A 26084-nucleotide genomic window follows, 5' to 3' on the forward strand; every position below is an offset into this window, starting at 1 on the left:
CTTGACAATCCGCCCGGGATATTTATTGAGGCTATGACTGGTATTGGAAATATAAATTGGACTGATTTGACGCAATGCAGCATCATTCATCTGTCTCCTCTATTCTCCTCCTAGGAAATAGATTCAACCCGCTTCTGCCGAAGCGGGTTTTTTTTTGCCTGCTGCAGGGCCGCGATAGCGGCCTCACAGCCGCGCAATCGGCTCATTCGTTGGTTAGTTACAAATCGTGCTATGCCGCCGCGCACGCTTGTTGAAGCAAACGACAGGCTTTTGGTGTACGATGCCGGCCATATTTTCGTTTTTACAACTAGCTTGCCCATGCCCGACCTCGACACTTCCGCCCGGAGCACCGCATCCTACGACTGGTCGGCGACCGCGCTGGGCGACGCCGCCCGCTGGCCCCTGCCGCTGCGGCTTGCCAGCGACCTGCTGCTCAACGCTCCGCTGCCCACCCTGCTGGTCTGGGGCACCGAGACGATCACGGTGTTCAACGAGGCGTATGCGCTGCTGGCCGGCCCCGGCTACGGCCGGGTTCCCGGCGGTTCGGTGCCGCCGGTGCTGCCGCCCCCGCTGGCGGCGGCCGGCAAGGCGTTGGAGGCAGCCTGGCGCGGCGAAGCCGGCGTAGTGCAGGACGCCCCGCTCACCTTCCGCCGTCTCGACGGCAGCCAGGAGTCGCGCTTCGACCTGCGCCTGACCCCGCTGCGCGACGAGACCGGCGCGGTGCGCGGCGTGCAGGTGGCGCTGGCCCCGGCCACCGAGGCGCCGGCGCAGGAAGACGCCGGCGGCGGCGCCATGCGCATCCTGGTGGTCGAGGACAACGTCGATTCGCAGTACCTGGTGTGCGAGATGCTCAAGGCCTTCGGCCACGAGGCCGACGGCGTGGCCCATCCGGACGACGCCCTGGCCCTGCTCGCGCGCCAGCGCTACGACGTGTTGTTCTCCGACGTCAGCCTGCCCGGCATGTCGGGCGTCGACCTGGCCACCCGCGCGATCGCGGACGATCCGTCGCTGCGCGTGATCTTTGCCTCCGGCTACGGCGACACCCTGCTGCGCCACCTGTCCTTCCCTTACCAGTCGCTGCAGAAGCCCTACGAGATCGACCAGTTGCAGGACGCCCTGTCGAAGGTCGCGCGCCAGGCGGGCAAGTCCGGCTGAACAGCGCCGCAAGGAGCGCCGCACGGAAACGCCTTGAAGCGCGTTTGAAACGCGGACCGGCGCCAGGCGCGCATCAAGCGTGTGTGTCGGACCGGCTTGTCTGGTCTACAATGAAACACATCCTGCCCGGTCTCGGGCGTTCCGCACCCCCGGCATGAACACTCCCTCCGACCTATCCAGCAGCAGCACTCCCTGCCACGTGTCCGAGCAAGACCTGGCAGCCACCCGGCAAGAGCTGCAGCGCGCCAACGAGCGCATGGAAAACATGCTCGAAAGCCTCACCGACGGCTTTTGCGCGGTCGACCGCGACTGGAACATCACGTATATCAACGGCCGCGCGCTGCAGATGGTGGCGCCGCTCAACAAGAGCCGCGACAGCCTGGTCGGACGCCGGCTGTGGGACGAGTTCGAGGACCTGCACGGCACCTCGGTCGCCGCCGACTGCCGGCGCGCGATGGAGCAGCGCATCACCGTCAACAAGGAATTTTTCTACCGCCGCCTGCAATGCTGGCTCGACATGCGGGTGTACCCCTCGCCCGACGGCCTGACCCTGTACTTCCAGGACATCACGGCGCGCAAGCTCGACCAGCAAGCGCTGATCGACAACAACAACCGGCTGCAGCTCGCGATCGCGGCCGGCCGCCTGGGCGACTGGCGCTGGGACGCGGCCAGCGACCGCGTCACCTTTGGCGCGCGCGCGGCCGAGATCCTCGGCCTGCCCGCGGGCGTGGCGCTCGCGTGGCCGCTGCTGCGCGCGCGCCTGGTCCAGGAAGACCGGCCGCGGGTACGGCGCGCGGTGCTCGCGGCTTTTTCGCAAGGCAATGACCTCGACCTCGAATGCCGCCTGCTGCCGCTCGACGGCCACGCCGGCGGCGCCCTGGAGAACCAGGCCGCCGCGCGCTGCGTGGCCCTGGTCGGCCGCCCCGACCATGCCAGCGCGGCCCAGGGCGGCGCCGTGCTGGGCATGACCGGCATGGCCCAGGACATCAGCGCCCGGCGCGAAGCCGACGACCACCTGCGCCAGAGCGAAGAAGAACTGCGGGCGCTGGCCAACACCATCCCGCAACTGGCCTGGATGGCCGACCCCAGCGGCGCCATCGTCTGGTTCAACCAGCGCTGGTACGAATACACCGGCATCACCCCGAGCGAATCCACCGGCTGGGGCTGGAAAGCGGTGTACGATCCGGCGGTGCTGCCGGCCGTGCTCGAGCACTGGGACGAATCGGTGCGCACCGGCGCGCCGTTCGAGATGGAATTCCCGATCCGCGGCGCCGACGGCAACTTCCGCTGGTTCCTCACCCGGGTCGAGGCCGTCCACGACCGCGACGGCCGCGTGGTGCGCTGGTTCGGCACCAATACCGATGTCGACCAGGTCAAACGCGCCGAGCAGGCGCTGCGCGAAGAATCGCACGTGCTCGAACTGCTCAACAGCACCGGCGCCATCCTCGCTTCGACGCGCGACCTGCGCTCGCTGATGCAGGCCGCCACCGACGCCGCCGCCGGCGTCTGCGGGGCCCGTTTCGGCGCCTTCTTCCACTATGGCGAACAGGGCGCGGGCACGCTGTTCTCGCTGTACACGCTGTCGGGCGCCACTTCGGCCGAGTTCCAGGACTTCGCCGAACCGGGCGCCAGCGCGCTGTTCGGTCCGGGCTTGCGCGCCGACGGCATGGTGCGGATCGGCGACCTGGGCGACATCGGCAACGCACCACAGTACGCCGCCAAGGCGCCGCAGTTCGGCCTGCCCGCCGGCCATCCGCCGGTGCGCAGCTACCTGTCGGTGCCGGTCACGGCGCGCTCGGGCGAGCTGCTGGGCACGATGTTCTTCGGCCATCCCGAGCCCGGCGTGTTTACCGAACGCAGCGAGCGCATCGTCAGCGGCATCGCGGCCCAGGCCGCGATCGCGGTCGACAATATCCGCCTGGTGGAGGCCGCCAGCCGCGCCGCCGAAGAGCGCAAGGTGCTGCTCGAGAACGAGCGCGAGGCGCGCGCCGAGGCCGAGCGCACCAGCCAGATGAAGGACGAATTCCTGGCCACCCTGTCGCACGAGCTGAGGACGCCCTTGTCGGCCATTCTCGGCTGGTCGCAGGTGCTGCGCCGCGGCAGCCGCGACGGCGCCGACCTGCAGCGCGGCCTGTCGACCATCGAGCGCAATGCGCGCGCCCAGGCCCAGCTGATCGAAGACCTGCTCGACATGAGCCGCATCACCTCGGGCAAGGTGCTGCTCGACATGCAGACCGTGGCCCCGGCCGCCTTCATCGACGCCGCCATCGAAACCGTGCGCCCGGCGGCCGACGCCAAGGGCATCCGCATCGAGCGCCATTACGGCAGCGAGACGCCGGCGGTGGCGGGCGACCCGAGCCGGCTGCAGCAGGTGATCTGGAACCTGCTGTCGAACGCGATCAAGTTCACGCCGCGCGACGGCCTGGTCACGATCGAGGTCGGCCAGCGCGACGAACAGGTGGCGATCACGATCCGCGACAACGGCGCCGGCATCGGCCCCGAATTCATCACCCACGTGTTCGAGCGCTTCCGCCAGGCCGACGCCTCGATGACGCGCAGCCACGGCGGCCTCGGCCTGGGCCTGTCGATCGTCAAGCACCTGGTCGAGCAACACGGCGGCACGGTGCGCGCGGAGAGCGCCGGGGTCGGCCAGGGCGCCAGCTTCACCATCGAGCTGCCGCTGGCCAAGGCCGCTCCCGCCGCCAGCGCCGATGCCGCCCGCGCCGCGCCGCGCCAGCCGGCGCCGCCGCCGGCGACGTCGTCTGCCGTGGAGGCCGACGCACAGGCGGCCGAGGCCGCGGTGCGCGACCTGCGCGGCACCTCGGTGCTGGTGGTCGACGACGACCGCGATGCGCGCGAGCTGATCGCCCGCATCCTGGCCGATTGCCAGGCCAGCGTGCGCCTGGCCGCCAGCGCGCGCGAAGCGTTCGAGCTGCTGCGCGCCGCGCCGCCCGACCTCCTGATCAGCGACCTCGGCATGCCCGAGGTCGACGGCCTGGAACTGCTGTCCTGGGTGCGTGCGCTGCCGCGCGACGCCGGCGGGCTGGTGCCGGCCATCGCCCTGACCGCCTTCGCCCGCTCCGAAGACCGCCTCAAGGCGCTGGAGGCGGGTTTTTCGGCCCATGTCTCGAAACCGGTCGAGCAGACCGAGCTGATGGCCGCGATCGGCATGGTGATGGCGCCGCCCGCGGCGCCGCTGGTCAATGGAGGAAGACGCGTGGTCAGCCGTTGAGCGTTGGCCACTGATGGATGGCCAATGAAAGTGGGGCAATGAGGAGCAGCCGTTGTCCACCGGTCGTTCATGTTCCTACCCACGCACGCGGCGCTGTCCTACAAGAAATTTTGAGCTGTTTGCTAGACTAAGTAGTGATGGGTTCAAGCCCGATTCCACCCAGAAGGGAATCCGCTCCATACGAGAGAAGAGAAAAGCATGCCGAGCAGACAAGACATTTTGAACGCGAAAATCCTGGTAGTGGACGATTCGCCCGACAATATCGAACTGATGGAAGAGATATTGCGCGAAGAAGGCTACGCTTGCGTCAGCTCGACCATGCTGCCGGAACAGGTCTGCCCGCTCCACCGCGAGCACAACTACGACCTGATCCTGCTCGACCTGCAGATGCCGGGCCTGAATGGCTTCCAGGTGATGAAGGGGCTCAAGGAGATCGAGCAAGGCGGTTACCTGCCGGTGCTGGCCCTGACTGCCCAGCCGAGCTTCAAGATCGCCGCGCTCGAAGCCGGCGCCCGCGACTTTATCAGCAAGCCCTTCGACCTGCTCGAAGTGCACAAGCGCATCCACAACATGCTCGAGGTGCGGCTGCTGTACAAGGAATTGGCGCAATACTCCAAGGCGCAACAGGAGCTGGCCCTGCACGACGCCCTCACCGGCCTGCCCAACCGGCGCCTGCTCGAAGACCGCATCGAGACCGCGCTGCAGCACGCCAACCGCAGCCATGCCAAGGCGGCCGTCATGTACCTCGACCTGGATGGCTTCAAGGCGATCAACGACACCTACGGCCATGCCTACGGCGACGAGATCCTCAAGATGGTGTCCCAGCGCCTGCTGTCGAGCTCGCGCAAGGAAGACACCGTGGCGCGCCTCGGCGGCGACGAATTCATGGTCGTGCTGGGCGACATCCACAGCCTGGCCGACGCCCAGGGACCGGCCTCGAAACTGGTCGAGGCGCTGTCCGAGCCCTTCTTCATCAACGATCTCACGCTGCGGCTGTCGACCTCGATCGGCATCAGCATCTATCCGGACGATGCCGAGTCGGTCGATGCGCTGATCAATATCGCCGACTACGCGCTGTACGAAGCCAAGCGCGCCGGCAAGAACCGTTTCTGCTCGCCGGCGGCGAACCGCCAGGCGGCGGCCAAGACCTCGGCGGCGCCGAGCCAGGCCAGCGCCCCGGCCAGCCCGCCGGTCGAGCTGGCGACCCACCACCGCTGAAGCGGGCGCTGCTTCTTTCGTTTGCACGACGGGTCCGGCCTTCCATCTGATTGGGACGCCGGGCCCGCCTCATTTGGGAAAGCGCGCACAATGACCCTTGGCGAATCCATAAAGCGACAGGCCATGCGGCTTGCGCCGCATGGCCTGTCGTCTCCCGCCGTGAAGAAAATCTCAGCGCTTCTCTTCCACCGGGCACTCGCGAATCTTGCTCTTTTCTTCGATCGACTGCGCGTGCTGGTGGTCGTGGCCCGCGTCGACCATGTCCGGCGCCACCTCGATGCGGGTGATGCCGGCGTCGACCGAGATCGGGTCGCTGGCCGGGAAGGTCATCTCGACCGCGTCGTCGAGCAGCGTTTCCTCGGCCTTTTCCTTGTTGGACAGGCCTTCGCAGCCGGACAGCGCCTTGATGGCGATCGCATAGCGGATGACTTCCAGGTTGGCCAGGTCGCCGATCGTCTTCACGCCCAGCGTGTCGGCCAGCGCAGACGCCTGCTGCTCGCCGATGCCGCGCAGCGCGGATAGCGGCGCGTCGGCCAGCTCGCGGAAGGTTTTACCGTGAAATTGCTCATTTACAATGGTGTCGATATTCATATTATGTCCTTTCGTATAGGCGCCCCGTCCGCCAGCGAACCGGTTCGATTCCACTATGGCATAGCGCTGTACCGACGTATGTGCGGCAGCGAACACCCTCACCTGCCGCACGATTGATTTATTTGCCTAGTGGCACTTATGTCACATGATATGATGGCTTGTTTTGCAAGGTATTTACTCAGGCGTAATACAAGTTTAGACTCCATTTGGTCGGGCAAGCACGGCAATGTTGACGGAATCCATCGTGGCGAACAGCGATAAACCCAAGATCCTGGTGGTCAACGACGACCCCGCCAGCCTGCTGGCGCTGACCAGCCTGCTCGACGGGCGCGCCGACGAGGGCAACTACAGCGTGCTGTCGGCCCGCTCCGGCCAGGAAGCGCTGCGCCAGGTGCTGCTGCACGATTTCGCCGTGATCCTGCTCGACGTGAACATGCCCGGCATGGACGGCTTCGAGACCGCCGAGGCGATCCACCAGCGTCCGCGCTCGGCCGACATCCCGATCATCTTCGTCACCGCCTTCCTGGCCGACGAGATCGACCGCCTCAAGGCTTACCAGCGCGGCGCCGCCGATTTCCTGTTCACCCCGGTGATTCCGCAGATCCTGCACGCCAAGGTGTCGGTATTCGTCACCCTGGCCATGAAGAACGAGGAACTCAAGCGCCAGGCCGAGAAGCTGTCGCAGCATGCGTCGGAACTCACCGCCACCAACCGGCGCCTGGTGCGCGAGATGGAAGAGCGGCGCGCGGCCGAGCGAAAGAGCCATGCCAAGGACGAGTTCCTGGCCATGCTGGGCCACGAGCTGCGCAATCCGCTGTCGGCGATCACCAGCGCCTCGAGCCTGATCGGCCTGCCCGGCGCCGCGCCCGACACGGTGGTGCGCGCCCGCTCCATTATCCAGCGCCAGAGCCAGCACCTGTCGCGCATCGTCGACGACCTGCTCGACCTGTCGCGCGCGATGTCGGGCAAGATCCTGCTGGCGCGCCAGGCCACCGACCTGTCGACGCTGGTGGCCAGCTGCCTGGAAACCTTCCGCGCCACCGGCCGCACGGCGGGCTACCGCATCGCGGTCGACCTGGCGCCGGGCTGGGTCGACGGCGACCCGACCCGTCTCGAACAGATCGTGTCGAACCTGCTGGACAATGCGCTCAAATACACGCCCAGCGGCGGCGCCATCGACATCGCCCTGGCGCGCGCCGGCGACGAGGTCGTGCTCAGCGTGCGCGACTCGGGCGTCGGCATCCCGCCCGAACTGCTGCCGCAGGTGTTCGACGTGTTCGTGCAGGGCGCGATCTCGATCGACCGCTCGCAGGGCGGTCTGGGGATCGGCCTGTCGCTGGTGCGGCGCCTGGTCGAGCTGCACGGCGGCAGCGTGGCCGCCGACAGCCCCGGCGCCGGACTCGGCTCCAGCTTCACGATCCGTCTTCCCTACGCCAGCCAGGCCGAGCCGGCCGCGCGGGGCGCGCCGGCGCTGGCGCCGCTGGAAGCGGGCAAGCCGTCGGTGCTGCTGATCGAAGACAATGAAGACGGGCGCGAGATGATGGCGACCATGCTGGCCGCCTTCGGCTACCCGGTGTTCCAGGCCGCCGACGGCCTGCAGGGCGTGAGCCAGGCGCATGCGTGCCGGCCGGACGCCGCGCTGGTCGACATCGGCCTGCCGGGCATCGACGGCTACGAGGTGGCGCGGCGCCTGCGCGCCGACGCGGCCACGCGCGCGATCCGCCTGATCGCCGTGACCGGCTACGGCCTGCCGGACGACCAGCGGCGCGTGATGGAAGCCGGCTTCGACCAGCACCTGGTCAAGCCGGTGCAGATCGAGCGCCTGCTGGAAGCGCTGGCGCCGGTGACGGCCCCAGCCCCGGCCGGCACCACCGCCGCCTGACGCCGCGGCAGTTGCGGCAGCGGCGGCGCGGTCAGGCCGTGGCGAGCAGCTCGTCGCGGCGCGCCGCCATCTCGGCCCCCAGGGCGTCCAGGTCGAGCTTGAGCTTGCGCACTTTCGGGAACATGTCCTCTTCTTCCTCGTCGACGTGGTGTTCGATGTATTCGCCCAGCACCGTGACCTTGGCGTCGTACAGGTCGTCGCCCGGCTCCATCTCCTGGATCTGCGAGATCAGGTCCTTGGCCGAGGCGTGTTCGACCACGGCTTCGTCCAGCATGTCTTCCATTTCCTTCGACACCGAGCGCAGCGCCGGATAGAAAATCTCTTCCTCGATCTGCGTGTGCATGATCAGCTGCTCGCAGATCTCGTTCGCCAGCTTCTTCTTGCTGGTGGTGGCGCGCTCGCCCAGTTCGTCGAATTGCTTGAACAGCGCCTTGACTTCGTCGTGCTGGCTGATCAGGAGTTCGATGGCGTCTTGTGGCTTGTCGTTCTTGCTCATGGTAATACCCCCGTATTCTGTATGGTGTGAGTGGCTCGTTGACCACGTTTCCAGCATGCGCCGTGCGCGCCGCGCAGACTGTACGGGAGCGCACGCTGTGCAGGAACAACGCCGGGATGACTTGCCATGCGGGGCGCGCGCCGCCGAATTGCCAACTGTTGTATGATTTGGGAAACATTTAACAGAGCCTACGATGACCGCACCGGCACCATCGCCCCCCGACCCGGAACTCGAGCGCCAGGTCGCGGCGCGCACCGCTGAACTCACCGAGATGCTGGCCTGGCTGGCCAACTGCTGGGACCAGGAACGCCGCCAGCTGGCGCGCCAGCTGCACGACAGCCTGGGCTCGTCGATGACGGCCCTGACCATGCACCTGGCCCTGCTGACCCAGAACCTGCCGGCCGACAGCAAGGCGCGCGACCGCGCCGCCCAGATGAAAACGCTGCTGGCCGGCATCATCGAAACCAACCGCAAGATGCAGCTCGAGCTATGGAACGACAAGCTCGAGTTCCTGGGCCTGCGCGCCGCGCTGGCCGAGCTGGTGCCCGCCTTCGGCGCCGAACGCGGCCTGAAGGCGCGCGCCAGCCTGCCCGACGACGACGGCGCCTGGTCGCGCGAACACGGCGTGCTGCTGCTGCGCTGCGCCGAGGAAGGCCTGCGCAACGCCGCCGCCCACGCCCAGGCCACGCGCGTGGACGTGATCCTGGACGACGACGGCGACATGGCCATGCTCACCGTGCGCGACGATGGCGTGGGGCCGAGCGCGGATGCGCTGGAAAAATCGTCGAAGGGCTGCCACGGCCTGCGCCTGCTGCGCGAACGCGCGCGCTACCTGGGCGGCAACCTGACCCTGGCGCGCGGCGAGAGCGGCGGCGCGATATTACAGATGACCTTGCCGCGCGAGCTGGCGGCCTGACGCGCAGGCGAACTAAAAACGACAACGCGGAAAACGACAACGCGAAAAACGACAACGGCGGCCATCGGCCGCCGTTGTCGTTGGTACTGGTACGCTCAGTGCAGCTTGACCAGCGGCGTGCTGCGCCGGATCAGGAAGCGCGCCACCGCCAGCAGCGCGGTGCGGGTGATGCCCATCACCGCCCGGTGGTGCATCAGGTGCAGGCTGGCGTACATCGTGCGCGCCAGCGCGCCCTGCACGAACCAGCTGGCCCCGCGCAGCGAACCCATCAGGCTGCCGACGCTGGTGCTCTGCCCGACCGAGACCAGCGAACCATAGTCGCGGTACTCGTACGGCGTGTCTTGCGGCGCCTGGCCCTTGTCCATGCGCAGGAAGGCCGTCACCAGGTAGTCGGCCTGCTGGTGCGCGGCCTGGGCGCGCGGCGGGACCGGCGCGCCGTTGCCGTCGATGCAGACGGCGCAGTCGCCCAGCGCCCAGATATTCGGCACGCCCTTGACGCGCAGGTGGGCGTCGACGTCGAGCCCGCCGCCGCGCGCGGTCGGCAGGCCCAGGCCGGCCAGCAGTTCGGGCGCGCGGATGCCGGCGGCCCACACGCACAGGTCGGCCGGGTAGACGTTGCCCTTGCCGTCGATGACCTTGTCGGCCTCGATCGCGGTGACGCGGCAGTCGGCCACCACATTGATGCCGCGCTTGCCGAGCAGGTCGTGCGCCGCGGTCGAGACCCGCTCGGGCAGCGGCGCCAGGATGCGCGGCGCGCCCTCCAGGATGGTAATGCGCACGTCGCGCTTGACGTCCATGCGCGCAAAGCCATAGCGCGCATAGGCGCCCGACGCTTCGCGCAGCTCGGCGGCCAGCTCGACGCCGGTGGCGCCGCCGCCGATGATGACCACGTCCAGGCCGGTTTCCTTGCCTTCTTCGCGCTGCTGCTCGACGGCCAGCATCAGGCGCAGCATGCGCAGGCGGAAGCGCTCGGCGTCCTCGGTCGCGTTCAGCGAGATCGAATGCTCCTCGGCGCCCGGCACGCCGAAATAATTCGAGGTGCTGCCGATCGCCATCACCAGCGAGCCATAGCCCAGGCGCCGCACCGGCAGCACTTCTTCATTGTCGCTGGCGGCGCGCACCGCGCCGATCTCGATCGCCTGGCCGGCGGCGTCCAGCCCCGTCATCGGGCCGAGCACGAAATTGAATCCATTGTCGTGGGCCAGCATGGCGTACGACAGTCCTTCCTGGTGGATGTCCAGGGTGCCGGCCGCGACTTCGTGCAGCGACGGCTTCCAGATATGATAAAGGCGGCTGTCGACCAGCGTCACCTTGGATGGGCCCAGTTTGCGGCCCAGTTTGCAGGCCAGCTCGAGTCCGCCGGCGCCTCCACCCACGATCACGATATCGCTACGCAAGTTGCCTCCTTCACAATGCCCTGTCCGGCAACGGCGCCGGATCCTCGGACAATGTCGATTTTACTATGGCGGCGTGAATAACGTAGCGCTTGTCAATATAGTTGACTACATATTACGGAAGAGCCCCATGAAGGACTGACTGACAGTCAGCGTCTCGGGCCGGTTCCTGAGCCGGATCGTGCCGCGCCCGCTTTCGTCGCGCGCCACGCCGGCTACCGCGCGCAGGTTGACGATGGTCGAGCGGTGCACCTGCTTGAACATGGTCGGGTCGAGCACCTCGAGCAGGTCGCGGATGGGTTTACGCAGCAGCGATTCGCCGTCACGCGTCATCACCACCGTGTACTTGGCGTCGGACTGGAAATACACCACGTCGTCGACCAGGATCAGGCGCGTCTCGGCGCCGCGGCTGGCCGTCAGCCAGACCAGGGGCTGCGCGCGCGGCGCCGGCGGAGAAACCAGCTGCAGGCGCGCCAGCAGCTCGGCCAATTGGGTGGCGTCGACCCCGCCGCGCGCCAGGCGCTCGCGCACCCGCGCCACGGTCGCGTTCAGGCGCTCGCGCGCCACCGGCTTGAGCAGGTAGTCGACCGCGCCGCGATCGAAGGCGTCGAGCGCATACTGGTCGTAGGCGGTCACGAACACGACCTCGGTGCGCAGGCCCGCCGCCAGCAGGTTCGACGCGACTTCCAGGCCGGACAGCCCCGGCATGCGGATGTCGAGGAAGGCGACCTGGGGCCGGTGGGTCTCGATCGCTTCCAGCGCGCTGCCGCCGTCCTCGCACACGGCCACGATCTCCAGCCCGGGCCAGGCTTCGAGCAGCAATTTGACCAGTTCGTCGCGCAGCAGCGCTTCGTCTTCGGCGACCACGCATTTGACGGCATCAGGCGGCATGGCGGCCTCCGCTTCCCTGCAGCGCCAGCGGCACCGTGATGGTCGCCGCCACCCCGCTCGGGAAGTTGGCGACGATGGCGAAACTGGCGCCATTGCCGTAGGCCAGGCGCAGGCGCTCGCGCACGTTGCGCAGGCCGACGCCGGTGCCGGCGCCTTCGCTCGAAAAGCCGCGGCCGTCGTCGGCCACGGTCACGGCCACCGCCTGCGCCTGTTCGCCGCCCACCGCCCGCGCCAGGATCCAGACGGTGCCGCCGCCCGGCTTCGGCTCCAGCCCGTGCTTGATCGCGTTCTCGACCAGGGTCTGCAGCATCATCGGCGGGAACACCAGCCGTTGCAGCTCGTCCGGCACGTCGACCTGCAGCGACAGGCGCGGCCCCATGCGGATGGCCAGGATGTCGAGGTAGGCGCGCGAGCGCTCCAGCTCCTCACCCAGGGTCGACGGCGCATCCTCGGTGCGCGGCAGGGAATGGCGCAGGTAGTGGATCAGGTTGCCCAGCATGGCGTCGGCGCGCGCCGGGTCGCTGCGGGTGAGCACCTGGGCGCTGGCCAGGGTGTTGTACAGGAAGTGCGGCTCGACCTGGGCGTGCAGCAGGTTCAGGCGCGCCACCGTGAGCTCCTTCTCGGTCACGCTCTCGCGCACCTGATTCGCTTCCAGGCGGCGCCGCTCGGCGATGCGGCGCGCGATGGCGCGCACCACGGCCTCGGCGTTCTCGAGGTTGGTGCCGTGGTCGACCAGGAACCAATCGAGCCAGGCCGGCGCCTCGGGCTCGCAGATGAGGGTGACGCTGCCGGCCACGTCGCCGTTGGGCGTGACCGTCGCCAGGATCTGGTTGCGCCGGTTCGCAAAGATGTCCAGGCCCCACAGCTGGGACGCCTCCTTGCCGTAGGGGTCGATGCGCGCGACCTTGGCCCGCACCTGCAGGCTGTCGCGCGCGCTGTCGACGACGGTGGCGCCCGGCAGTTCGCGGATCGCCGCATCGATCATGTCGAAGGCCTCGCCCGCTTCGAGCGGAATCTCGATCTGGCGCCGCTGGCGGTTCGACAGCGTGCTGGCGTCCAGGTGGCCAATGACCAGGCGCACCCGGCGCATGTGCGAGAACACTTCCAGCAGCACCCAGGCGCACACGCCGAAGCCGAGCAAGGGACCGATCGGGCCGAGGTCGACGTCGACCCGCTCCAGCCAGGTCTCGTTGAGGGTGATGCACAGGGCGAGATAGACCGCCAGCCAGGCCAGCAACAGGCGGAAAACGTGGAACAGGCTTGCAAACATGATGTGCTCTCAAGGGTTGGGAATGGGCCCACCATAGGCTATCCATTCCTTGCAAGACAGCATTATGCGACGGAGCCGGGACTGGGCCGACGAAACCGGGGCCGGGCGGCATGGAGCCGGTGCATGGCCGGGCGAGCAGACTGTTGCTTTCTACCTCTCATTACAATTTTCAGACATGCCCTCCCCCGCCCCTGCCCGCTACAATCTCGCCTTTCCGATCAAAAGGTTTTACAGATGGTACTGAAACGCATCGTCGTCATGCTGGCCGCCACGCTGGCCGCCGCCACCGCCCACGCCGAGATCGGCGCCGCCGTCACCGCCACGCTGGGCACCACCGGCGCCGGCCTGCACCTGGTCGTGCCGATGGAGAGCAATCTCAACGGTCGCTTCGGCATCAATTACTTCCAGCACGATTTCGACAAGCGCACCGGCGGCATCGATTACGACGCCAAGGGCAAGCTGCAGACCTTCGACGTGCTGTTCGACTGGTACGTGATCGCCGACAGCCCGTTCCGCCTGACCGGCGGCATCCTCTACAACGGCAACGAGATCAAGGGCCGCGGCCGTCCGAATGCCAACGGCCAATACCTGATCAATGGCCGCGGCTACACGGCGGCCGACGTCGGCGCACTGGACGCGGACGTCGATTTCCAGAAGGCCGCGCCCTACATCGGCATCGGCTGGGGCAATGCCCTCACGCCGAGCAAGCGCTGGCAGTTCAGCGCCGACCTCGGCGCCTTCTACCAGGGCAAGGCGCACGTGAACCTGGTCAGCCGCGGCTGCACCAGCTCGCGCGTGACCTGCACCGTGCTCGCGACCGACGTCGCGCGCGAAGAAGCGCGCCTGGCCGAAGAACTGTCGGACTACAAGTTCTTCCCGGTGCTGCGCGCCAGCGTGTCGTACAGCTTCTGATCGACCCTGTCCAGCCGGCCATGCCGAACGCGCGCCTTGGCTGACGCGGCCGGCGTATGATGGGCTTCCACCATCGGGAGGGAGTCCATCATGTTGCCACGCCGAATTCTCGCCGCAGCGCTGACCGCGAGCTGCCTGCTGCTCGGCGGTTGCCGTGAACACAACGAGCCGGTCAAGCCGATCGCCGACTTGAGCCTGGGCCTGTCAAGCCAGCCTGCTCGCGACTGATTTTGCGCCTGATTTGCGCCTGACCTGCCGGCGCCGGCCGTCGGCCAGCCGCCGTTCTCGCCATGCCGGCCGCGGCAGGGTAAACTACGCGCTGTCCATTTTCGTCCCAAGGTTGTCCCACCCATGTCGTTCGCATCCCTCGGCCTGATCGACCAGATCGTCCGCACCCTCGACGCCCTCGCCTACCACACTCCCACCGCCGTCCAGGAACAGGCGATTCCCGCCGTGCTGGCCGGCCGCGACGTGATGGCCGCGGCCCAGACCGGCACCGGCAAGACCGCCGGCTTCACCCTGCCGATCCTCCAGCGCCTGGCCAGGAGCGGCACGGTGGGCAGCAACGCGGTGCGCGCGTTGATCCTGGTGCCCACCCGCGAGCTGGCCGAGCAGGTGCACGAAAGCGTGCGCACCTACGCCGAAGGCCTGCCGCTGCGCACCATGGTCGCCTACGGCGGGGTGAGCATCAATCCGCAGATGATGGCGTTGCGCAAGGGCGTCGACGTGATGGTCGCCACGCCCGGCCGCCTGCTCGACCTGCAGCGCCAGAACGCGGTGCGCTTCAACGAAGTCAAGACCCTGGTGCTGGACGAAGCCGACCGCATGCTCGACCTGGGCTTCGCGCGCGAGCTGGACGGCCTCATGAAACTGCTGCCCAAGAAGCGCCAGACCCTGCTGTTCTCGGCCACCTTCTCGGACCAGATCCGTGCGCTGTCGAACCAGATGCTGCGCGATCCGGTGCGCATCGAGGCCTCGCCGCGCAACACCACCGTCGCCGCGGTGAAGCAGTGGATCATCCCGGTCGACAAGAAGCGCAAACCCGAGCTGTTCGTGCACCTGCTCGAGCGCCATGACTGGACCCAGGTGCTGGCCTTCGCCCGCACCCGCAAGGGCGTGGACGAGCTGGTGTCCCTGCTCGAGGCCAAGCGCATCACGGCCGACTCGATCCACGGCGACAAGCCGCAGCCGGCGCGCCTGCGCGCGCTCGAACGGTTCAAGGCGGGCGAGGTGCGGGTGCTGGTCGCGACCGACGTCGCCGCGCGCGGCATCGACATCGACGACCTGCCGGCCGTGATCAACGTCGACCTGCCGATCGTGGCCGAAGACTATGTGCACCGCACCGGCCGCACCGGCCGCGCCGGCGCCACCGGCGAGGCGGTGTCGCTGGTGTGCGCCGACGAAGTCGAGCAGCTGGCGGCGATCGAGGTGCTGACGCGGCAAGCGCTCGAGCGGGTCGAGGAACCGGGCTTCGCGCCCGACCACCGGGTGCCGATGACGGACGCGAAGGGGCAGATCGTCAAGAAGCCGAAGAAGCCCAAGAAGCCGAAGGGCGACGCGCCGGTGGTCAGCGAGGACGTGCGCTTCCGGCGCTAGGGCGCGGGCTCAGTCTGCGCTGACCGGTTCCAGCGCCTTGCGCAAGGCATGACGCGCGCCGCCCGGCGGGAAGCCGTCGAGGCGGCTGAATACCGTGTAGCCGAGCTTCTCGTAGAAACCGAGGGCCTGGAAGCTGAGCGTCTCGAGGAAGGCCTGCGTGCAGCCGCGCCGCACGGCTTCGCGCTCGGCCGCGAGCATCAGGGCGCGGCCCATGCCCCGCCCACGCAGCTCGTCCGCGAGCCACAGCGCATGCACCTGCAGCCAGCCGACCCAGGTGTCGCCGGACAGGCCGCCCACCACCTTCCCCTGCGCGTCGCGCAAGGTCACCAACAGGTCGAGCGGCGCCGCGCCGCCGGCATGTGCGGCGTTGTAGTCGATCAGGCCCTGGATGACGACGTTGGCATCGCGGTAGTCGGGCGTCGATTCGACCGCGATTGCGAGGTTCGGGATATGGTCTGGCATGGCGGATCCGCAAATGAAAGCGATTCTACGGCAAGGGCCGCATCGCCCAGCGGACGTCAGGGGCGCGGCGCCCCGTTCTTCGCCACATGGCGCCGGTATTGCCACTCCGAGATATGCCAGGTCAGGACGCCGAACACGGCGCCGGCGATCAGCCAGGACGGGATGTTGTAGACGAGGGACGGCACGAACCGTTCGGGATTGCTGAACCAGGCGGAGATCACGAAGAAGAGGTACATCGGTATGCCGTACGCGAGCAATCCCCGCTTGACGATCCACGATGCCATGCCGGCTTCACGAAGCGTGCGCCATCTGATCGCATGCGCTTCGCTCATCAGCCTGCCGCCTTTCGCTTTGCGGCCATCTTCTTGCCTGCGCCTCGTTGACCGATCGCGTCCGCGAGCCCGCGCCGCCGATCGAGCCTGCGCTCGAGCGCCGCACCCACCGCGTACAGCAGGATGAAGACCGGCGTCATGAACAGGCCGTAGGCGTCGGGCCACGAGATGAATTCCAGCGCCCGGCCCAGGCCCAGCCAGTGCGCCAGCGCCAGCTGGGCCGCGATCGGCAATTCGAGATACGCGAATTGCGACTGGTAATCGACGTAACCCAGCGAGACGAAGCCGAGGCAGGTCGCAATGAATAGCGCGTAGGGAGCGCAAAAGAAAAGACCGAGTCGGGACATCGTGATCGATACGAGGTTCGGGTTGCAAATGCTGTGGCGGATCGTCACGACGTGACAGGGCGACAAGTACGGCTTGGATTGGGCGCTACGATACCACCGTGGCCGCATGCAAAATTCACCCTTTGTCACGAAACGCCGGAAAACCCTAACGTAATGCAAGCCGCATTTTACGGATGCCCTCTTCGCCGTCGATCGTCACCTCGAAACCCAGCTTTTTGACCATGGCGACGATGCGCGAGTTCTGCGGCAGCGCCTCGCCCACGATCTCGCCGGTGCCGCGCGCGCGGCAGTAGCCGATCAGCTTTTCCATCATGATCCGCCCCAGCCCCATGCCCTTCAGGTCGGAGCGCACGGTGACGGCGAATTCGGCGCTGGTGTTGTCGGGGTCGGCCACCACGCGGCCCACCGCCAGCGTCTCGTTCACGCCGTCGGCATTCTTGCGGGTGGCGATGAAGGCCATCTCGCGGTCATAGTCGATCTGGGTGAAGCGCGCCAGCTGCGAGGGTTGCAGCTCGCGGATGCGCACGAACATGCGGTAGCGGATGTCGTCCGGCGTGAGCGCGTCGAAGAACGCCAGGTGGGCCGGACCGTCCTCCGGACGGATCGGGCGCAGCAACAGCGGCGCGCCATGCCAGTCGATGGTCTCTTCGAGCTCGCGCGGATAGGGACGGATCGCCAGGCGGTCGAGCGTGCTGCCCGAGCGGTCGGCCAGCGCCAGGCGCATCCGCGCGTCGAGCACCGTCGCTCCACGGCTGTCGGCCAGCAGCGGGTTGATGTCGAGTTCGACGATCTCGGGGATGTCGGAGACCAGGCGCGAGACCTGGATCAGCACCGCCAGGATCGCGTCCAGGTTGGCCGGCGGACGGTTGCGGTAGCCGGCCAGCAGGCGCGCCACCCGCGTGCGGTCGACCAGGTCGCGCGCCAGCACCAGGTTCAGCGGCGGCAGGGACACCGAATGGTCGTCGGTGACCTCCACCGCCACCCCGCCCTGGCCGAACACCAGCACCGGCCCGAACACCGGATCGGTGGCGGCGCCGACGATCAGTTCGTGGCCGTTGGCGCGCCGGCACATGGCCTGCACCGAAAAGCCGTCGAAGCGCGCCTGCGGGAACAATTCGTCCAGGCGCTTGCGCATCCGCTGGGCGCTGGCGCGCACCGCGTCGTCGGAATCGAGGTCGAGCGTCACGCCGCCGAAGTCCGACTTGTGCATCACGTCGGGGGTCAGTATCTTGACCGCGACCGGATAGCCGATGGCGCGCGCCGCCGCCACCGCGGCCTCGACGTCGGGCGCGGCGCGGGTCTCGACCAGGGCCAGGCCATAGGCGCGCAGGATGGCCTTGGTCTCGGGATCGGACAGCAGCAGGCGTTTGTTCGCGATCGCCTCGCGCACCAGCGCCCGCGCCGCGCTGCGGTCGGGCGCCATGTGGCCGACCATCGAGGGCGGCACTTCCATCAGGAGGTTCTGGTTGCGGCGGTAGTTCACCAGTTGCAGGAAGCCGGCCACGCCGTCTTCGGGAGTGCGGAAGGTCGGCATGCGCGCGCTGGCGGCGATGGTGCGCGCCTCGAGCACCGAGGCGCCGCCGAGCCAGCACGACAGGATCGGGCGCGAGGCGGCGCGCGCCAGCGGCGCGATGGCGTTCGCCACTTCGCGGCTGTCGACGGTGGCGGTCGGCGAATGCACCACCAGCACGGCGTCGACCTGCGGATCCTTGAGCAGGATCTCGAGCGCGGCCGCATAGCGTTCGGGCGGCGCGCCGCCCAGCAGGTTGACCGGCAGGTTGGCCGCGCCTGCGCTGGCCGCACCCGGCAGCAGCGCGTCGAGCCGGGCGACCGAGTCGGGCGACAGCATGGCGGCAGTGCCCCGGCCATGGCGCAGCGCGTCGCGCGCCAGCACGCCGGGACCCGCGCCGTTGCTGACGATGGCCAGCCGCTCGCCATGCAGCGGGCGGGCATAGGCCAGGGTCTCGACCGCCGCGAACAGCTGCTCGGTGGTGTGTACCCGCAGCATGCCGGCGCGCCGCACCGCGGCGTCGAACACATCGTCCTCGCTGGCCAGGGCCCCGCTCTCGCTGGCCACCGCGCGCACGCCGTCGTCGAGGGCGCGCGACTTGAGCACCAGCACCGGCTTGCTGCGCGCCGCGGCGCGCGCGGCCGACATGAACTTGCGCGCGTAGCGCAGCTGGTCGACATACAGCAGGATGGCGCCCGCGTGGCCGTCGCTGGCCAGGTAATCCAGCACGTCGCCCAGGTCGACGTCGCTCGAGTCGCCCAGCGAGATGAAGTGAGAGAAGCCGATGCCGCGCGTGCGCGCCCAGTCCAGCACGCCGGTCATGAGGGAACCGGATTGCGAGACGAAGGCGATCCGCCCCGGCAGCGCCCCGCTGTGGGCCACGCTGGCGTTCAGGCCGAGGCCGGGCGCCAGCAGGCCGGCGCTGTTCGGCCCGAGCAGGCGCAGCAGATAGGGATGGGCCGCATCGAGCGCGGCCTGGCGCAGGCTGCGCCCGCGGCCATCGCGCGCCCTGGCCATGCCGCTGCTGAGCACCACGGCCGCGCGCGTGCCGCGCTCGCCCAGCTGGCGCACCAGCTGCGGCACGGTCGCCGGCGGCGTGCAGATCACGGCCAGCTCGGGCGCCTCGGGCAGGTCGGCCACGCTGTCGTAGCAGGGCAGCTCGCCGACCTGCTCGTACTTCGGGTTGACCGCGTACAACTTGCCCTTGAAGCCGCCGCCCAGCAGGTTCTCGAGCAAGGTCGTGCCCATGCTGCCGGGACGCTCGGAGGCGCCGATCAGGGCCACCGATTTCGGCGCGAACAGGTAGTGCAGGTTGCGGACGCTCATTGATGGGGCCCTTCCAGCGGCAAGTAGTGACTCATCGTATCAAACGCCGTGACCCGACGGCGCGTCGAAGCCGGGGCTTGCCGCCCGGGGCGCCGGGCGTGCTAGAATCGCCGCGTGAAATATTCCGTCCGTCTCCTGTTCGTATGGCTGATGCTGCTGGCGATCCCGTTCCAGGGAATCGCTTCGGCCGCCATGCTCGCGTGCGCGCATGATGCGCCGCAAGGGACGCAGCAGGCCGCGCATGCGACGCCTCACCACGATGCCGCAAGCAGCCCTTGCCACGAGACGCAGAAGATGCGCGACAGGTCGCACGACCTTGCCCAGGATACGCACGATCACGACGGCAATTGCAGCGCCTGCGCTGCCTGCTGCATGGGCGCCGCCATGGCGCCCGCGGCAAGCCTCGACCCGCCGGCGCCATCGCTGGCCAAAGCCCTGCTCGTGGCCGCCACCGGCCGCCTTGCCGCGGTCGACCTCGCTCTTCCCGAACGACCGCCCCGCTTCCCGCTCGCCTGATTTCGCCCGCCGCGCCCCGTGCGCGGTCCGACGCATTTCATCCGAACGAGGACACCATGTTTACCCACACCGCCGCGCCATGGCGCGCGGCCGCCCTGCTGAGCGCCATGCTTGCGGCCATGCCCGCCGTCGCCCAGCACACCGCCGACAATCCCGCCGCCGGCGTTCCCGAGACGCGCTACCAGAGCGCCCACGTCCAGCGCCCGCCCGCCGCCGCCGCGACCACGCCGGACCGCAACTGGCAGGAAAGCAACCGCATCGTGGCCGGCCAGCCGGCGCATGCCCATGCTGCCACACATGCCGACCATGCCGACCATTCGGCGCATGCCGGCCACGCCAAGCCTGCGCAGAAAGAACAGCCGAAGGCCGACCACCAGGGCCACCATGGCCACCACGGGCATGGAGAACACCACTGATGGCCGCCCCGATGATGGCGCGCAGCGCGCTGGCCGCGGCTGCCGCCCTGCTGCTGGCCGGCTGCGCCAGCACCGATCCTGAAGCCGCATTCCGTGTCAGCGCCGACGAGGCGCGCGAGCGCACCGGCGTCGAGGCGCGCCTGCTGAGAAGCGACGACGACCGGCGCGCGCTGGCGCGTGAAATCGACGCCCTGCTCAGGGAGCCCCTCGGCCTGGACGCCGCCGTGCGCATCGCCGTCCTGAATCACCCCGGCCTGCAGGCGAGCTATTGGGACGCCGGCATCGCCCAGGCCGACCTGGCCCAGGCCGCGCGCCTGCGCAATCCCTCGTTCGGGTTCTCGCGCATGGATGGCGGCGGCAGCCGCGAGATCGAGCGCGGCGTGTCGCTCGACCTGGCGGGCCTGCTCACCATGCCGCTGCGCCAGCGCATGGCCGAGCGGCGCCACCAGGAGACCACCCTGCAGGTGGCCGCCGCCATCGAGCGCCACGCGATCGCCACCCGGCGCGCCTGGATCGAGGCCGTGGCCGCCGGCCAGGCACTCGAGTACGCGCGCCAGGTCGCCGCGGCCGCCGACGCCTCGAGTGAACTGATGGAACGCATGACCCTGGCCGGCAATGCCAGCGCGCTCGACCTGGCGCGCGAATCGGCCTTCCATGCCGAAGCCGGCGCCGCCGTGCTGCGCGCCGGCCGCGCGCGCGACGCCGCGCGTGAACACCTGACGCGCCAGCTCGGCCTGTGGGGCGTTCATGCCGGCTATGCGCTGCCGGAACGCCTGCCCGAACTGCCCGCCCGGCCGGTGGAACTGGCCGGCATCGAGCGCCTGGCGCTGGAACGGCGGCTCGACGTGCGCGCCGCGCGCGCCGTCGCCGCCGGCACCGCCGCCGACCTGGGCCTGACGCGCGCCACGCGCATGGTCAACGTGCTCGACCTGGGCTATGCCAGCAAGAGCGAGACCGGCGAAGCGCGCAGCGAAGGGTACGAGATCTCGCTCGAACTGCCGCTGTTCGACTGGGGCGGCGCCCGCGTGGCGCGCGCGCAGAGCGTGTACATGCAGGCGCTCGGGCGGGTCGCCGAGACCGCCGTGAATGCGCGCAGCGAAGCGCGCGCCGCTTACCTGGGCTACCGCGCCAGCCATGACGTCGCGCGCCACTACCGCGACCAGGTAATCCCGCTGCGCCAGAAAATCGCCGGCGAAACCCTGCTGCGCTACAACGGCATGCTGGCCAGTCCCTTCGAACTGCTGGCCGACGCCCGCGAACAGGCGGCGGCGGTGCACGCCACCATCGACGCCCTCAAGGATTTCTGGCTGGCCGAAGCCGACCTCGAAGCCGCGCTGGGAGGCCGCCTGCCCGTCCCCGCCTCCGCCCCCGCTGTCAAGCACGGCCACGCACACGACCACAAGGAAGCACAATGACCAATCGCAGATCGTTCCTGACCGGCGCCGGCGTGACCATGCTCGGCGCCTCGCTGGTGAGCCGCGCCGGCGCCGCCGCGCTGCCCGAAGCCCCCGTCCACACCTCAGCCGCCACCGCGGCCCCGCTGGCGCCGCCGGGCGGGCGTCCCTACAACCCGGTCGTGACCCTCAACGGCTGGACCCTGCCGTGGCGCATGAAGGACGGCGTCAAGGAATTCCACCTGGTGGCCGAACCCGTGGTGCGCGAACTGGCGCCCGGCATGCAGGCCAATCTGTGGGGCTACAACGGACAGAGCCCCGGCCCCACGATCGAGGTGGTGGAAGGCGACCGGGTGCGCATTTTCGTGACCAACAAGCTGCCCGAGCACACCAGCGTGCACTGGCACGGCCAGCTGCTGCCGTGCGGGATGGACGGCGTCACCGGCCTCACCCAACCCGGCATCCAGCCGGGCAAGACCTTCGTCTACGAATTCGTGGCGCGCCACGCCGGCACCTTCATGTACCACCCGCACGCCGACGAGATGCAGCAGATGGCGATGGGGATGATGGGTTTCTGGGTCACGCACCCGAAGAATCCGCGCCAGCACGCCGTCGACCGCGACTACGTGATGCTGCTGTCGTCCTACGACATCGAGCCGGGCAGCTATACCCCGCGCACCAACACCATGCTCGACTTCAACCTGTGGACCATCAACAGCCGCGTGTTCCCGGGCCTGGATCCGATGGTCGCGCGGCTGAACGACAAGGTGCGCATCCGGGTCGGCAACCTGACCATGACCAACCACCCGATCCACCTGCACGGCCACCGCTTCGAGGTGGCCGGCACCGACGGCGGCTGGGTGCCGAAGTCGGCGCGCTGGCCCGAGGTCACCACCGACGTCGCCGTGGGCCAGATGCGGGCGATCGAGTTCGTGGCCGACGCGCCCGGCGACTGGGCCTTCCACTGCCATAAATCGCACCACACGATGAACGCGATGGGGCACGACGTGCCGACCCTGATCGGGGTCGACCACCGCGGCGTGGCCGAGAAGATCAACAAGCTGGTGCCGGGCTATATGGTCATGGGCGACAAGGGCGGCTCGATGGGCGACATGAAGATGGCGCTGCCGCACAACACGCTGCCGATGATGAGCGGCGACGGCCCCTTCGGCAACCTGGAGATGGGCGGCATGTTCACGGTGCTGAAGGTGCGCGAAGGCTTGCAGCGCGGCGACTACCGCGATCCCGGCTGGTACAGCCACCCCGCCGGCAGCGTCGCGCGCGAATGGACCGGCGACGTGCCGGCGCCCACCAGCGCACCGGCGGCCACCCCTGCGGCGCCGGCCGGCCCGGCACTCAACGCGCGCAAGCCGGGCCCGAAGGACCACGGCGGCCACCATCACTGAGCGCGCGGCTGCTCCTGCGCCACCTTGCGCAGCAGCTCGAGCAGCTGCTGCGGCGCGACCGGCTTGGTGCAGTGCTGGTCGAAGCCGGCCGCCAGCGAGGCGGCGCGATCTTCCTGCCGGCCGCGTCCCGTGACCGCGACCAGGTAGGGCCGCGGATGCTTGGCCGACAGGATGGCCGCCACTTCGAGTCCGCTCATCTCGGGCATGCCCAGGTCGAGCACGGCGATGTCGGCGCCCTGTTCGTTATACAGTCGCAGCGCCTGGGCGCCGTCGTGCGCCACCGTCACGCTCGCGCCTTCGGAGCGCAGCAGCCAGCACAGCGACTCGGCGGCGTCGAGGTTGTCGTCGGCCACCAGGATGCGCTTGCCGACGACGGCGCCGCCGGCCGCCTGGCCTTCGGCCTGGGCCTCGGGCGCGGCCGCCTCGCACAGCGGCAGGCGCACGATGAAGGTGGCGCCCTGTCCCGGCCCCTCGCTGTCGGCGTGGATGCTGCCGCCATGCAGCTCGACGAAACCCTTGGCCAGCGACAGCCCGATCCCCAGGCCGCCCTGGGCCAGGTGGCGCGCGCTGCTGACCTGCACGAAGGCATCGAACACGCGCTCGATCATGCCGCGATCCAGGCCGACCCCATTGTCGGCCACCCACGCCACCGCCTCGCCGTTCTCCGAGCGCAGCCCGATCTCGAGCGCCCCGCCGGGCGGCGTGTACTTGGCCGCATTGTTGATCAGGTTCGCGAACACCTGGGTCAGGCGCAGCGCGTCGGCCTCGACCCACAGGGGTTCGTCGACCAGCCTGAGCGCCACCTGGTGACGCCCGCTCTCGATCAGCGGCATGCTGGCCTGCAGGGCGTCGCGGATCAGGCGGCCCAGTTCGACCCGCGCGCGCCGCAGCTCGATCTTGCCGCGCCCGATGCGCGAGACGTCCAGCAGGTCGTCCAGCAGGCGCGCCATCTGGGCCGCCTGGCGCCCGACCATGGAGGCGATCCACTCGATGCGCTCGGGCGGCAATGACTTGACGCGCAGGAGCGAGGCCGCGTTGGCGATCGGCGCCAGCGGGTTGCGCAACTCGTGCGCCAGCGTGGCGATGTACACGTCCTTGCGCTGGTCGGCTTCGCGCAGGCCATCCATCGCCTGTTCGCGCTCGGTCACGTCCAGCACCAGCGAGAACACGGTCAGGATGTCGCCGGCCTCGTCGACCAGCACCGAGTTGTACCATTCGCAGCACAGCACGCGGCCGTCGCGGGTGCGGTTGCGGTTGCTCGATTTGGCGTGGCGGGTGGGCGAATCGAGCAGGCGCCTGATCATCGCCCCGACCTGGTCGGCGTCGCCCTCGTGGATCAGCGGCAGCGCATCGATGCGCTCGCCGATCACTTCGTGCTGGCGCCAGCCGAACAGCTCTTCGGCGCGCCCGTTCCACAGGGTGACGACCAGCTCGCGGTTCCACTCGATCACGGCCAGCGGCGTATGTTGAATCAGGTAGCGCGTCTGGTCCAGCGCACGCGCCAGGGCCGCGCTGGCCTCGGTGCGCTCGGTGATGTCGTCCACCACGATCACCGCGGCCGCCAGTTCGACCGCGCCGTCGCGCAGCGGCGCGCCGCTCACCGTGTAGGCGCGCCGTACGCCGTTGCGCTCGCTTTCCAGCAAGGCCTCGCGAAAGGTCTCGCCGCCGATCGCACGCGCCACCGGATCGCGGATCAGCTCCAGCATGGCTGTCATGCCGGCTTGCGCCACGGATGGCTCCACCGACTGCGCCACATCCTGCGCGCCATCTGCGTCCCCGGGCTGGAAGCAGGCCGCCATCCGGCCGGCCTGGTCGTTGGCCATCACGCAGCGCCCCGCCGCGTCGACGATCAGCACCCCGTCCGGCAACTGCCGCAGCACCGTCCCCAGCAGGCTCTGCCATTGGGCATGGGCGCGGGTTTCCATCATTTCCTGGAAAGTCGCGTGCAGGCGCGCGTGCAGCGCGATATTGTCGATCGCCAGCGCGCCCAGCACGAACAGCGCGGCGGCCAGGCCGTACAGGCGGCCGGCATAGAAGCCCAGGTCGAACATGCCGCCATTGAGCACGCACGACAGCGCCACCTCGAACACCCAGGCCGCCAGCGCCACCGCCAGCCAGGCATCGAGCACGGTGCGCGGGCGCTTGCGCACGATGGCCCACAAGACGCCGACCGACAGCGCCAGCACCGCCCCCGCGATCCAGTGGTACAGCGGCAGCGTGCGGGTTCCCACCATCAGCGGCGGCAGCCAGGCCGCTCCCGAGGTCGACAACAGCACCAGCAGCGCCGCGACCAGCACGATCAGCAAGGCGCCGAAGCGCATGAAGTGCGGCGGCAACGGCGCCGCGTGGGTGCTGCGGGTATAGCCGAGCACGAACAGCGGGAACAGCGCATGCCAGGCGATGTGCAGCCAGGGCGTGGTCTGGTTGTTCCCGCCAAGCACACCCTGGTCGGCGAACAGGCCGGGGAAGGTCAGCAGGTGGGCGCTGGCGATCAGCGCCGTGAGCAGATAGCCCAGCACCAGGATGCCGAGCGCGCGCGAGCGTCCCGTGTGCACGTGACCCAGCAGCAGGATGCCGGTGAGCAGATTGGCGCCGATCAGCACCGCGCCGTAGAGGGGAATGAATTCCGGCGCCCGCGCCAGCGGCACCCCGGCGGCCGGCGCCAGCAGCGCGAAGGCCAGCGCCAGGCAAGCCAGCACCCATACCACGTGGCGCAACTGGGCGCCGCTCGGCGGATGCCTTGCCAGATCCGTCGGTTCTGCCAGAACGCCGTGTCGCATATATGTCCCCGTGCAGGATCCGGCGGGGCAGCAGGGATTTTG

At 69.0% G+C, this 26084-nt stretch carries 22 protein-coding genes; 12 read left to right on the forward strand and 10 right to left on the reverse strand.

Annotated features, from left to right (window positions below; genetic code table 11):
* Positions 1–318: 318 nt before the first annotated feature.
* From LO55_RS22435 to LO55_RS22445, 3 genes are all read left to right on the forward strand, one after another.
* Entirely contained in the window at positions 319–1155 is an 837-nt protein-coding gene (locus LO55_RS22435; protein ID WP_005669959.1) for a response regulator, read from the forward strand.
* Positions 1156–1309: 154 nt separating this feature from the next.
* The gene (locus LO55_RS22440; protein ID WP_083415513.1) at positions 1310–4387 is read left to right on the forward strand and encodes an ATP-binding protein; all 3078 of its coding nucleotides are present in this window, start codon (positions 1310–1312) and stop codon (positions 4385–4387) included.
* 198 nt (positions 4388–4585) lie between these two features.
* Positions 4586–5605, forward strand: coding sequence for a GGDEF domain-containing response regulator (locus tag LO55_RS22445; RefSeq protein WP_005669952.1), 1020 nt, complete (start codon positions 4586–4588; stop codon positions 5603–5605).
* A gap of 171 nt (positions 5606–5776) precedes the next feature.
* Here the strand turns inward: LO55_RS22445 and LO55_RS22450 are convergent, their stop codons facing one another.
* Positions 5777–6196 (reverse strand): hypothetical protein, encoded by a 420-nt coding sequence (locus tag LO55_RS22450; RefSeq protein WP_005669950.1) that lies wholly within the window; start codon positions 6194–6196, stop codon positions 5777–5779.
* A gap of 244 nt (positions 6197–6440) precedes the next feature.
* On the opposite strand from LO55_RS22450, the gene LO55_RS22455 reads away from it, so the two are divergent.
* Positions 6441–8078: an ATP-binding response regulator gene (locus LO55_RS22455; RefSeq protein WP_143054602.1), complete on the forward strand. Its 1638-nt coding sequence runs from the start codon at positions 6441–6443 to the stop codon at positions 8076–8078.
* 31 nt (positions 8079–8109) lie between these two features.
* On the opposite strand, the gene LO55_RS22460 is transcribed toward LO55_RS22455, so the two are convergent.
* A complete protein-coding gene (locus LO55_RS22460; protein ID WP_005669947.1) occupies positions 8110–8574 on the reverse strand; it encodes a hemerythrin domain-containing protein in 465 nt (154 codons plus the stop codon).
* Positions 8575–8767: 193 nt separating this feature from the next.
* On the opposite strand from LO55_RS22460, the gene LO55_RS22465 reads away from it, so the two are divergent.
* Positions 8768–9490, forward strand: coding sequence for a sensor histidine kinase (locus LO55_RS22465; protein ID WP_005669945.1), 723 nt, complete (start codon positions 8768–8770; stop codon positions 9488–9490).
* Positions 9491–9585: 95 nt separating this feature from the next.
* On the opposite strand, the gene LO55_RS22470 is transcribed toward LO55_RS22465, so the two are convergent.
* The 3 genes from LO55_RS22470 to LO55_RS22480 form a co-directional block, all read right to left on the reverse strand.
* On the reverse strand, positions 9586–10887 hold the full coding sequence (locus LO55_RS22470; protein WP_005669943.1) for an NAD(P)/FAD-dependent oxidoreductase: 1302 nt from the start codon (positions 10885–10887) through the stop codon (positions 9586–9588).
* A gap of 105 nt (positions 10888–10992) precedes the next feature.
* Positions 10993–11775 carry a LytR/AlgR family response regulator transcription factor gene (locus LO55_RS22475; RefSeq protein ID WP_071363182.1) on the reverse strand — a complete coding sequence of 261 codons (783 nt, stop codon included), beginning with the start codon at positions 11773–11775 and terminating at the stop codon, positions 10993–10995.
* A complete protein-coding gene (locus LO55_RS22480; RefSeq protein ID WP_071363183.1) occupies positions 11765–13045 on the reverse strand; it encodes a sensor histidine kinase in 1281 nt (426 codons plus the stop codon). Before LO55_RS22480 ends, LO55_RS22475 begins: the two co-directional genes overlap by 11 nt.
* A 234-nt stretch (positions 13046–13279) precedes the next feature.
* Between LO55_RS22480 and LO55_RS22485 the strand changes: the two genes are divergently transcribed.
* The 3 genes from LO55_RS22485 to LO55_RS22490 all read left to right on the forward strand — a co-directional run bounded on the left by LO55_RS22485 (position 13280) and on the right by LO55_RS22490 (position 15553).
* Positions 13280–13957: a hypothetical protein gene (locus LO55_RS22485; protein WP_083415514.1), complete on the forward strand. Its 678-nt coding sequence runs from the start codon at positions 13280–13282 to the stop codon at positions 13955–13957.
* A gap of 90 nt (positions 13958–14047) precedes the next feature.
* Positions 14048–14185: a hypothetical protein gene (locus tag LO55_RS26765; protein WP_005669937.1), complete on the forward strand. Its 138-nt coding sequence runs from the start codon at positions 14048–14050 to the stop codon at positions 14183–14185.
* Positions 14186–14308: 123 nt separating this feature from the next.
* Positions 14309–15553 carry a DEAD/DEAH box helicase gene (locus LO55_RS22490; protein ID WP_071363184.1) on the forward strand — a complete coding sequence of 415 codons (1245 nt, stop codon included), beginning with the start codon at positions 14309–14311 and terminating at the stop codon, positions 15551–15553.
* Between the two features lie 9 nt (positions 15554–15562).
* Here the strand turns inward: LO55_RS22490 and LO55_RS22495 are convergent, their stop codons facing one another.
* From LO55_RS22495 to LO55_RS22510, 4 genes are all read right to left on the reverse strand, one after another.
* Positions 15563–16015 carry a GNAT family N-acetyltransferase gene (locus LO55_RS22495; RefSeq protein WP_083415515.1) on the reverse strand — a complete coding sequence of 151 codons (453 nt, stop codon included), beginning with the start codon at positions 16013–16015 and terminating at the stop codon, positions 15563–15565.
* A 56-nt stretch (positions 16016–16071) separates the two neighbouring features.
* A complete protein-coding gene (locus LO55_RS22500; protein WP_005669933.1) occupies positions 16072–16347 on the reverse strand; it encodes a hypothetical protein in 276 nt (91 codons plus the stop codon).
* Positions 16347–16742: a hypothetical protein gene (locus tag LO55_RS22505; protein WP_143054603.1), complete on the reverse strand. Its 396-nt coding sequence runs from the start codon at positions 16740–16742 to the stop codon at positions 16347–16349. Before LO55_RS22505 ends, LO55_RS22500 begins: the two co-directional genes overlap by 1 nt.
* A 97-nt stretch (positions 16743–16839) precedes the next feature.
* Positions 16840–19530 (reverse strand): bifunctional acetate--CoA ligase family protein/GNAT family N-acetyltransferase, encoded by a 2691-nt coding sequence (locus LO55_RS22510; RefSeq protein ID WP_071363185.1) that lies wholly within the window; start codon positions 19528–19530, stop codon positions 16840–16842.
* Between the two features lie 114 nt (positions 19531–19644).
* Between LO55_RS22510 and LO55_RS22515 the strand changes: the two genes are divergently transcribed.
* Genes LO55_RS22515 through LO55_RS22530 form a run of 4 tightly spaced genes read left to right on the forward strand, consistent with a single transcriptional unit; the run spans position 19645 to position 23262 of the window.
* Complete coding sequence (locus tag LO55_RS22515; protein WP_071363186.1) at positions 19645–20046, forward strand: DUF2946 family protein; 402 nt, start codon at positions 19645–19647, stop codon at positions 20044–20046.
* A gap of 56 nt (positions 20047–20102) precedes the next feature.
* Positions 20103–20462, forward strand: coding sequence for a hypothetical protein (locus LO55_RS22520; protein WP_071363187.1), 360 nt, complete (start codon positions 20103–20105; stop codon positions 20460–20462).
* Positions 20462–21877 (forward strand): TolC family protein, encoded by a 1416-nt coding sequence (locus LO55_RS22525; protein ID WP_071363188.1) that lies wholly within the window; start codon positions 20462–20464, stop codon positions 21875–21877. The genes LO55_RS22520 and LO55_RS22525 overlap by 1 nt, the downstream gene beginning before the upstream one ends.
* Positions 21874–23262, forward strand: coding sequence for a multicopper oxidase family protein (locus LO55_RS22530; protein ID WP_071363189.1), 1389 nt, complete (start codon positions 21874–21876; stop codon positions 23260–23262). Before LO55_RS22525 ends, LO55_RS22530 begins: the two co-directional genes overlap by 4 nt.
* On the opposite strand, the gene LO55_RS22535 is transcribed toward LO55_RS22530, so the two are convergent.
* Complete coding sequence (locus LO55_RS22535; RefSeq protein WP_083415516.1) at positions 23256–26042, reverse strand: PAS domain S-box protein; 2787 nt, start codon at positions 26040–26042, stop codon at positions 23256–23258. The two genes, LO55_RS22530 and LO55_RS22535, sit on opposite strands and share 7 nt — an antisense overlap.
* Positions 26043–26084 lie beyond the last annotated feature (42 nt).

The organism is Massilia timonae (assembly GCF_001866515.1).
Lineage (GTDB): Bacteria > Pseudomonadota > Gammaproteobacteria > Burkholderiales > Burkholderiaceae_D > Telluria > Telluria timonae.

Coding starts and splice junctions, on each gene's coding strand:
- LO55_RS22435 (WP_005669959.1), top strand. CDS start 319: ATGCCCGACCTCGACACTTCCGCCCGGAGCACCGCATCCTACGACTGG.
- LO55_RS22440 (WP_083415513.1), top strand. CDS start 1,310: ATGAACACTCCCTCCGACCTATCCAGCAGCAGCACTCCCTGCCACGTG.
- LO55_RS22445 (WP_005669952.1), top strand. CDS start 4,586: ATGCCGAGCAGACAAGACATTTTGAACGCGAAAATCCTGGTAGTGGAC.
- LO55_RS22450 (WP_005669950.1), bottom strand. CDS start 6,196: ATGAATATCGACACCATTGTAAATGAGCAATTTCACGGTAAAACCTTC.
- LO55_RS22460 (WP_005669947.1), bottom strand. CDS start 8,574: ATGAGCAAGAACGACAAGCCACAAGACGCCATCGAACTCCTGATCAGC.
- LO55_RS22465 (WP_005669945.1), top strand. CDS start 8,768: ATGACCGCACCGGCACCATCGCCCCCCGACCCGGAACTCGAGCGCCAG.
- LO55_RS22475 (WP_071363182.1), bottom strand. CDS start 11,775: ATGCCGCCTGATGCCGTCAAATGCGTGGTCGCCGAAGACGAAGCGCTG.
- LO55_RS22480 (WP_071363183.1), bottom strand. CDS start 13,045: ATGTTTGCAAGCCTGTTCCACGTTTTCCGCCTGTTGCTGGCCTGGCTG.
- LO55_RS22485 (WP_083415514.1), top strand. CDS start 13,280: ATGGTACTGAAACGCATCGTCGTCATGCTGGCCGCCACGCTGGCCGCC.
- LO55_RS26765 (WP_005669937.1), top strand. CDS start 14,048: ATGTTGCCACGCCGAATTCTCGCCGCAGCGCTGACCGCGAGCTGCCTG.
- LO55_RS22490 (WP_071363184.1), top strand. CDS start 14,309: ATGTCGTTCGCATCCCTCGGCCTGATCGACCAGATCGTCCGCACCCTC.
- LO55_RS22495 (WP_083415515.1), bottom strand. CDS start 16,015: ATGCCAGACCATATCCCGAACCTCGCAATCGCGGTCGAATCGACGCCC.
- LO55_RS22500 (WP_005669933.1), bottom strand. CDS start 16,347: ATGAGCGAAGCGCATGCGATCAGATGGCGCACGCTTCGTGAAGCCGGC.
- LO55_RS22510 (WP_071363185.1), bottom strand. CDS start 19,530: ATGAGCGTCCGCAACCTGCACTACCTGTTCGCGCCGAAATCGGTGGCC.
- LO55_RS22520 (WP_071363187.1), top strand. CDS start 20,103: ATGTTTACCCACACCGCCGCGCCATGGCGCGCGGCCGCCCTGCTGAGC.
- LO55_RS22525 (WP_071363188.1), top strand. CDS start 20,462: ATGGCCGCCCCGATGATGGCGCGCAGCGCGCTGGCCGCGGCTGCCGCC.
- LO55_RS22530 (WP_071363189.1), top strand. CDS start 21,874: ATGACCAATCGCAGATCGTTCCTGACCGGCGCCGGCGTGACCATGCTC.
- LO55_RS22535 (WP_083415516.1), bottom strand. CDS start 26,042: ATGCGACACGGCGTTCTGGCAGAACCGACGGATCTGGCAAGGCATCCG.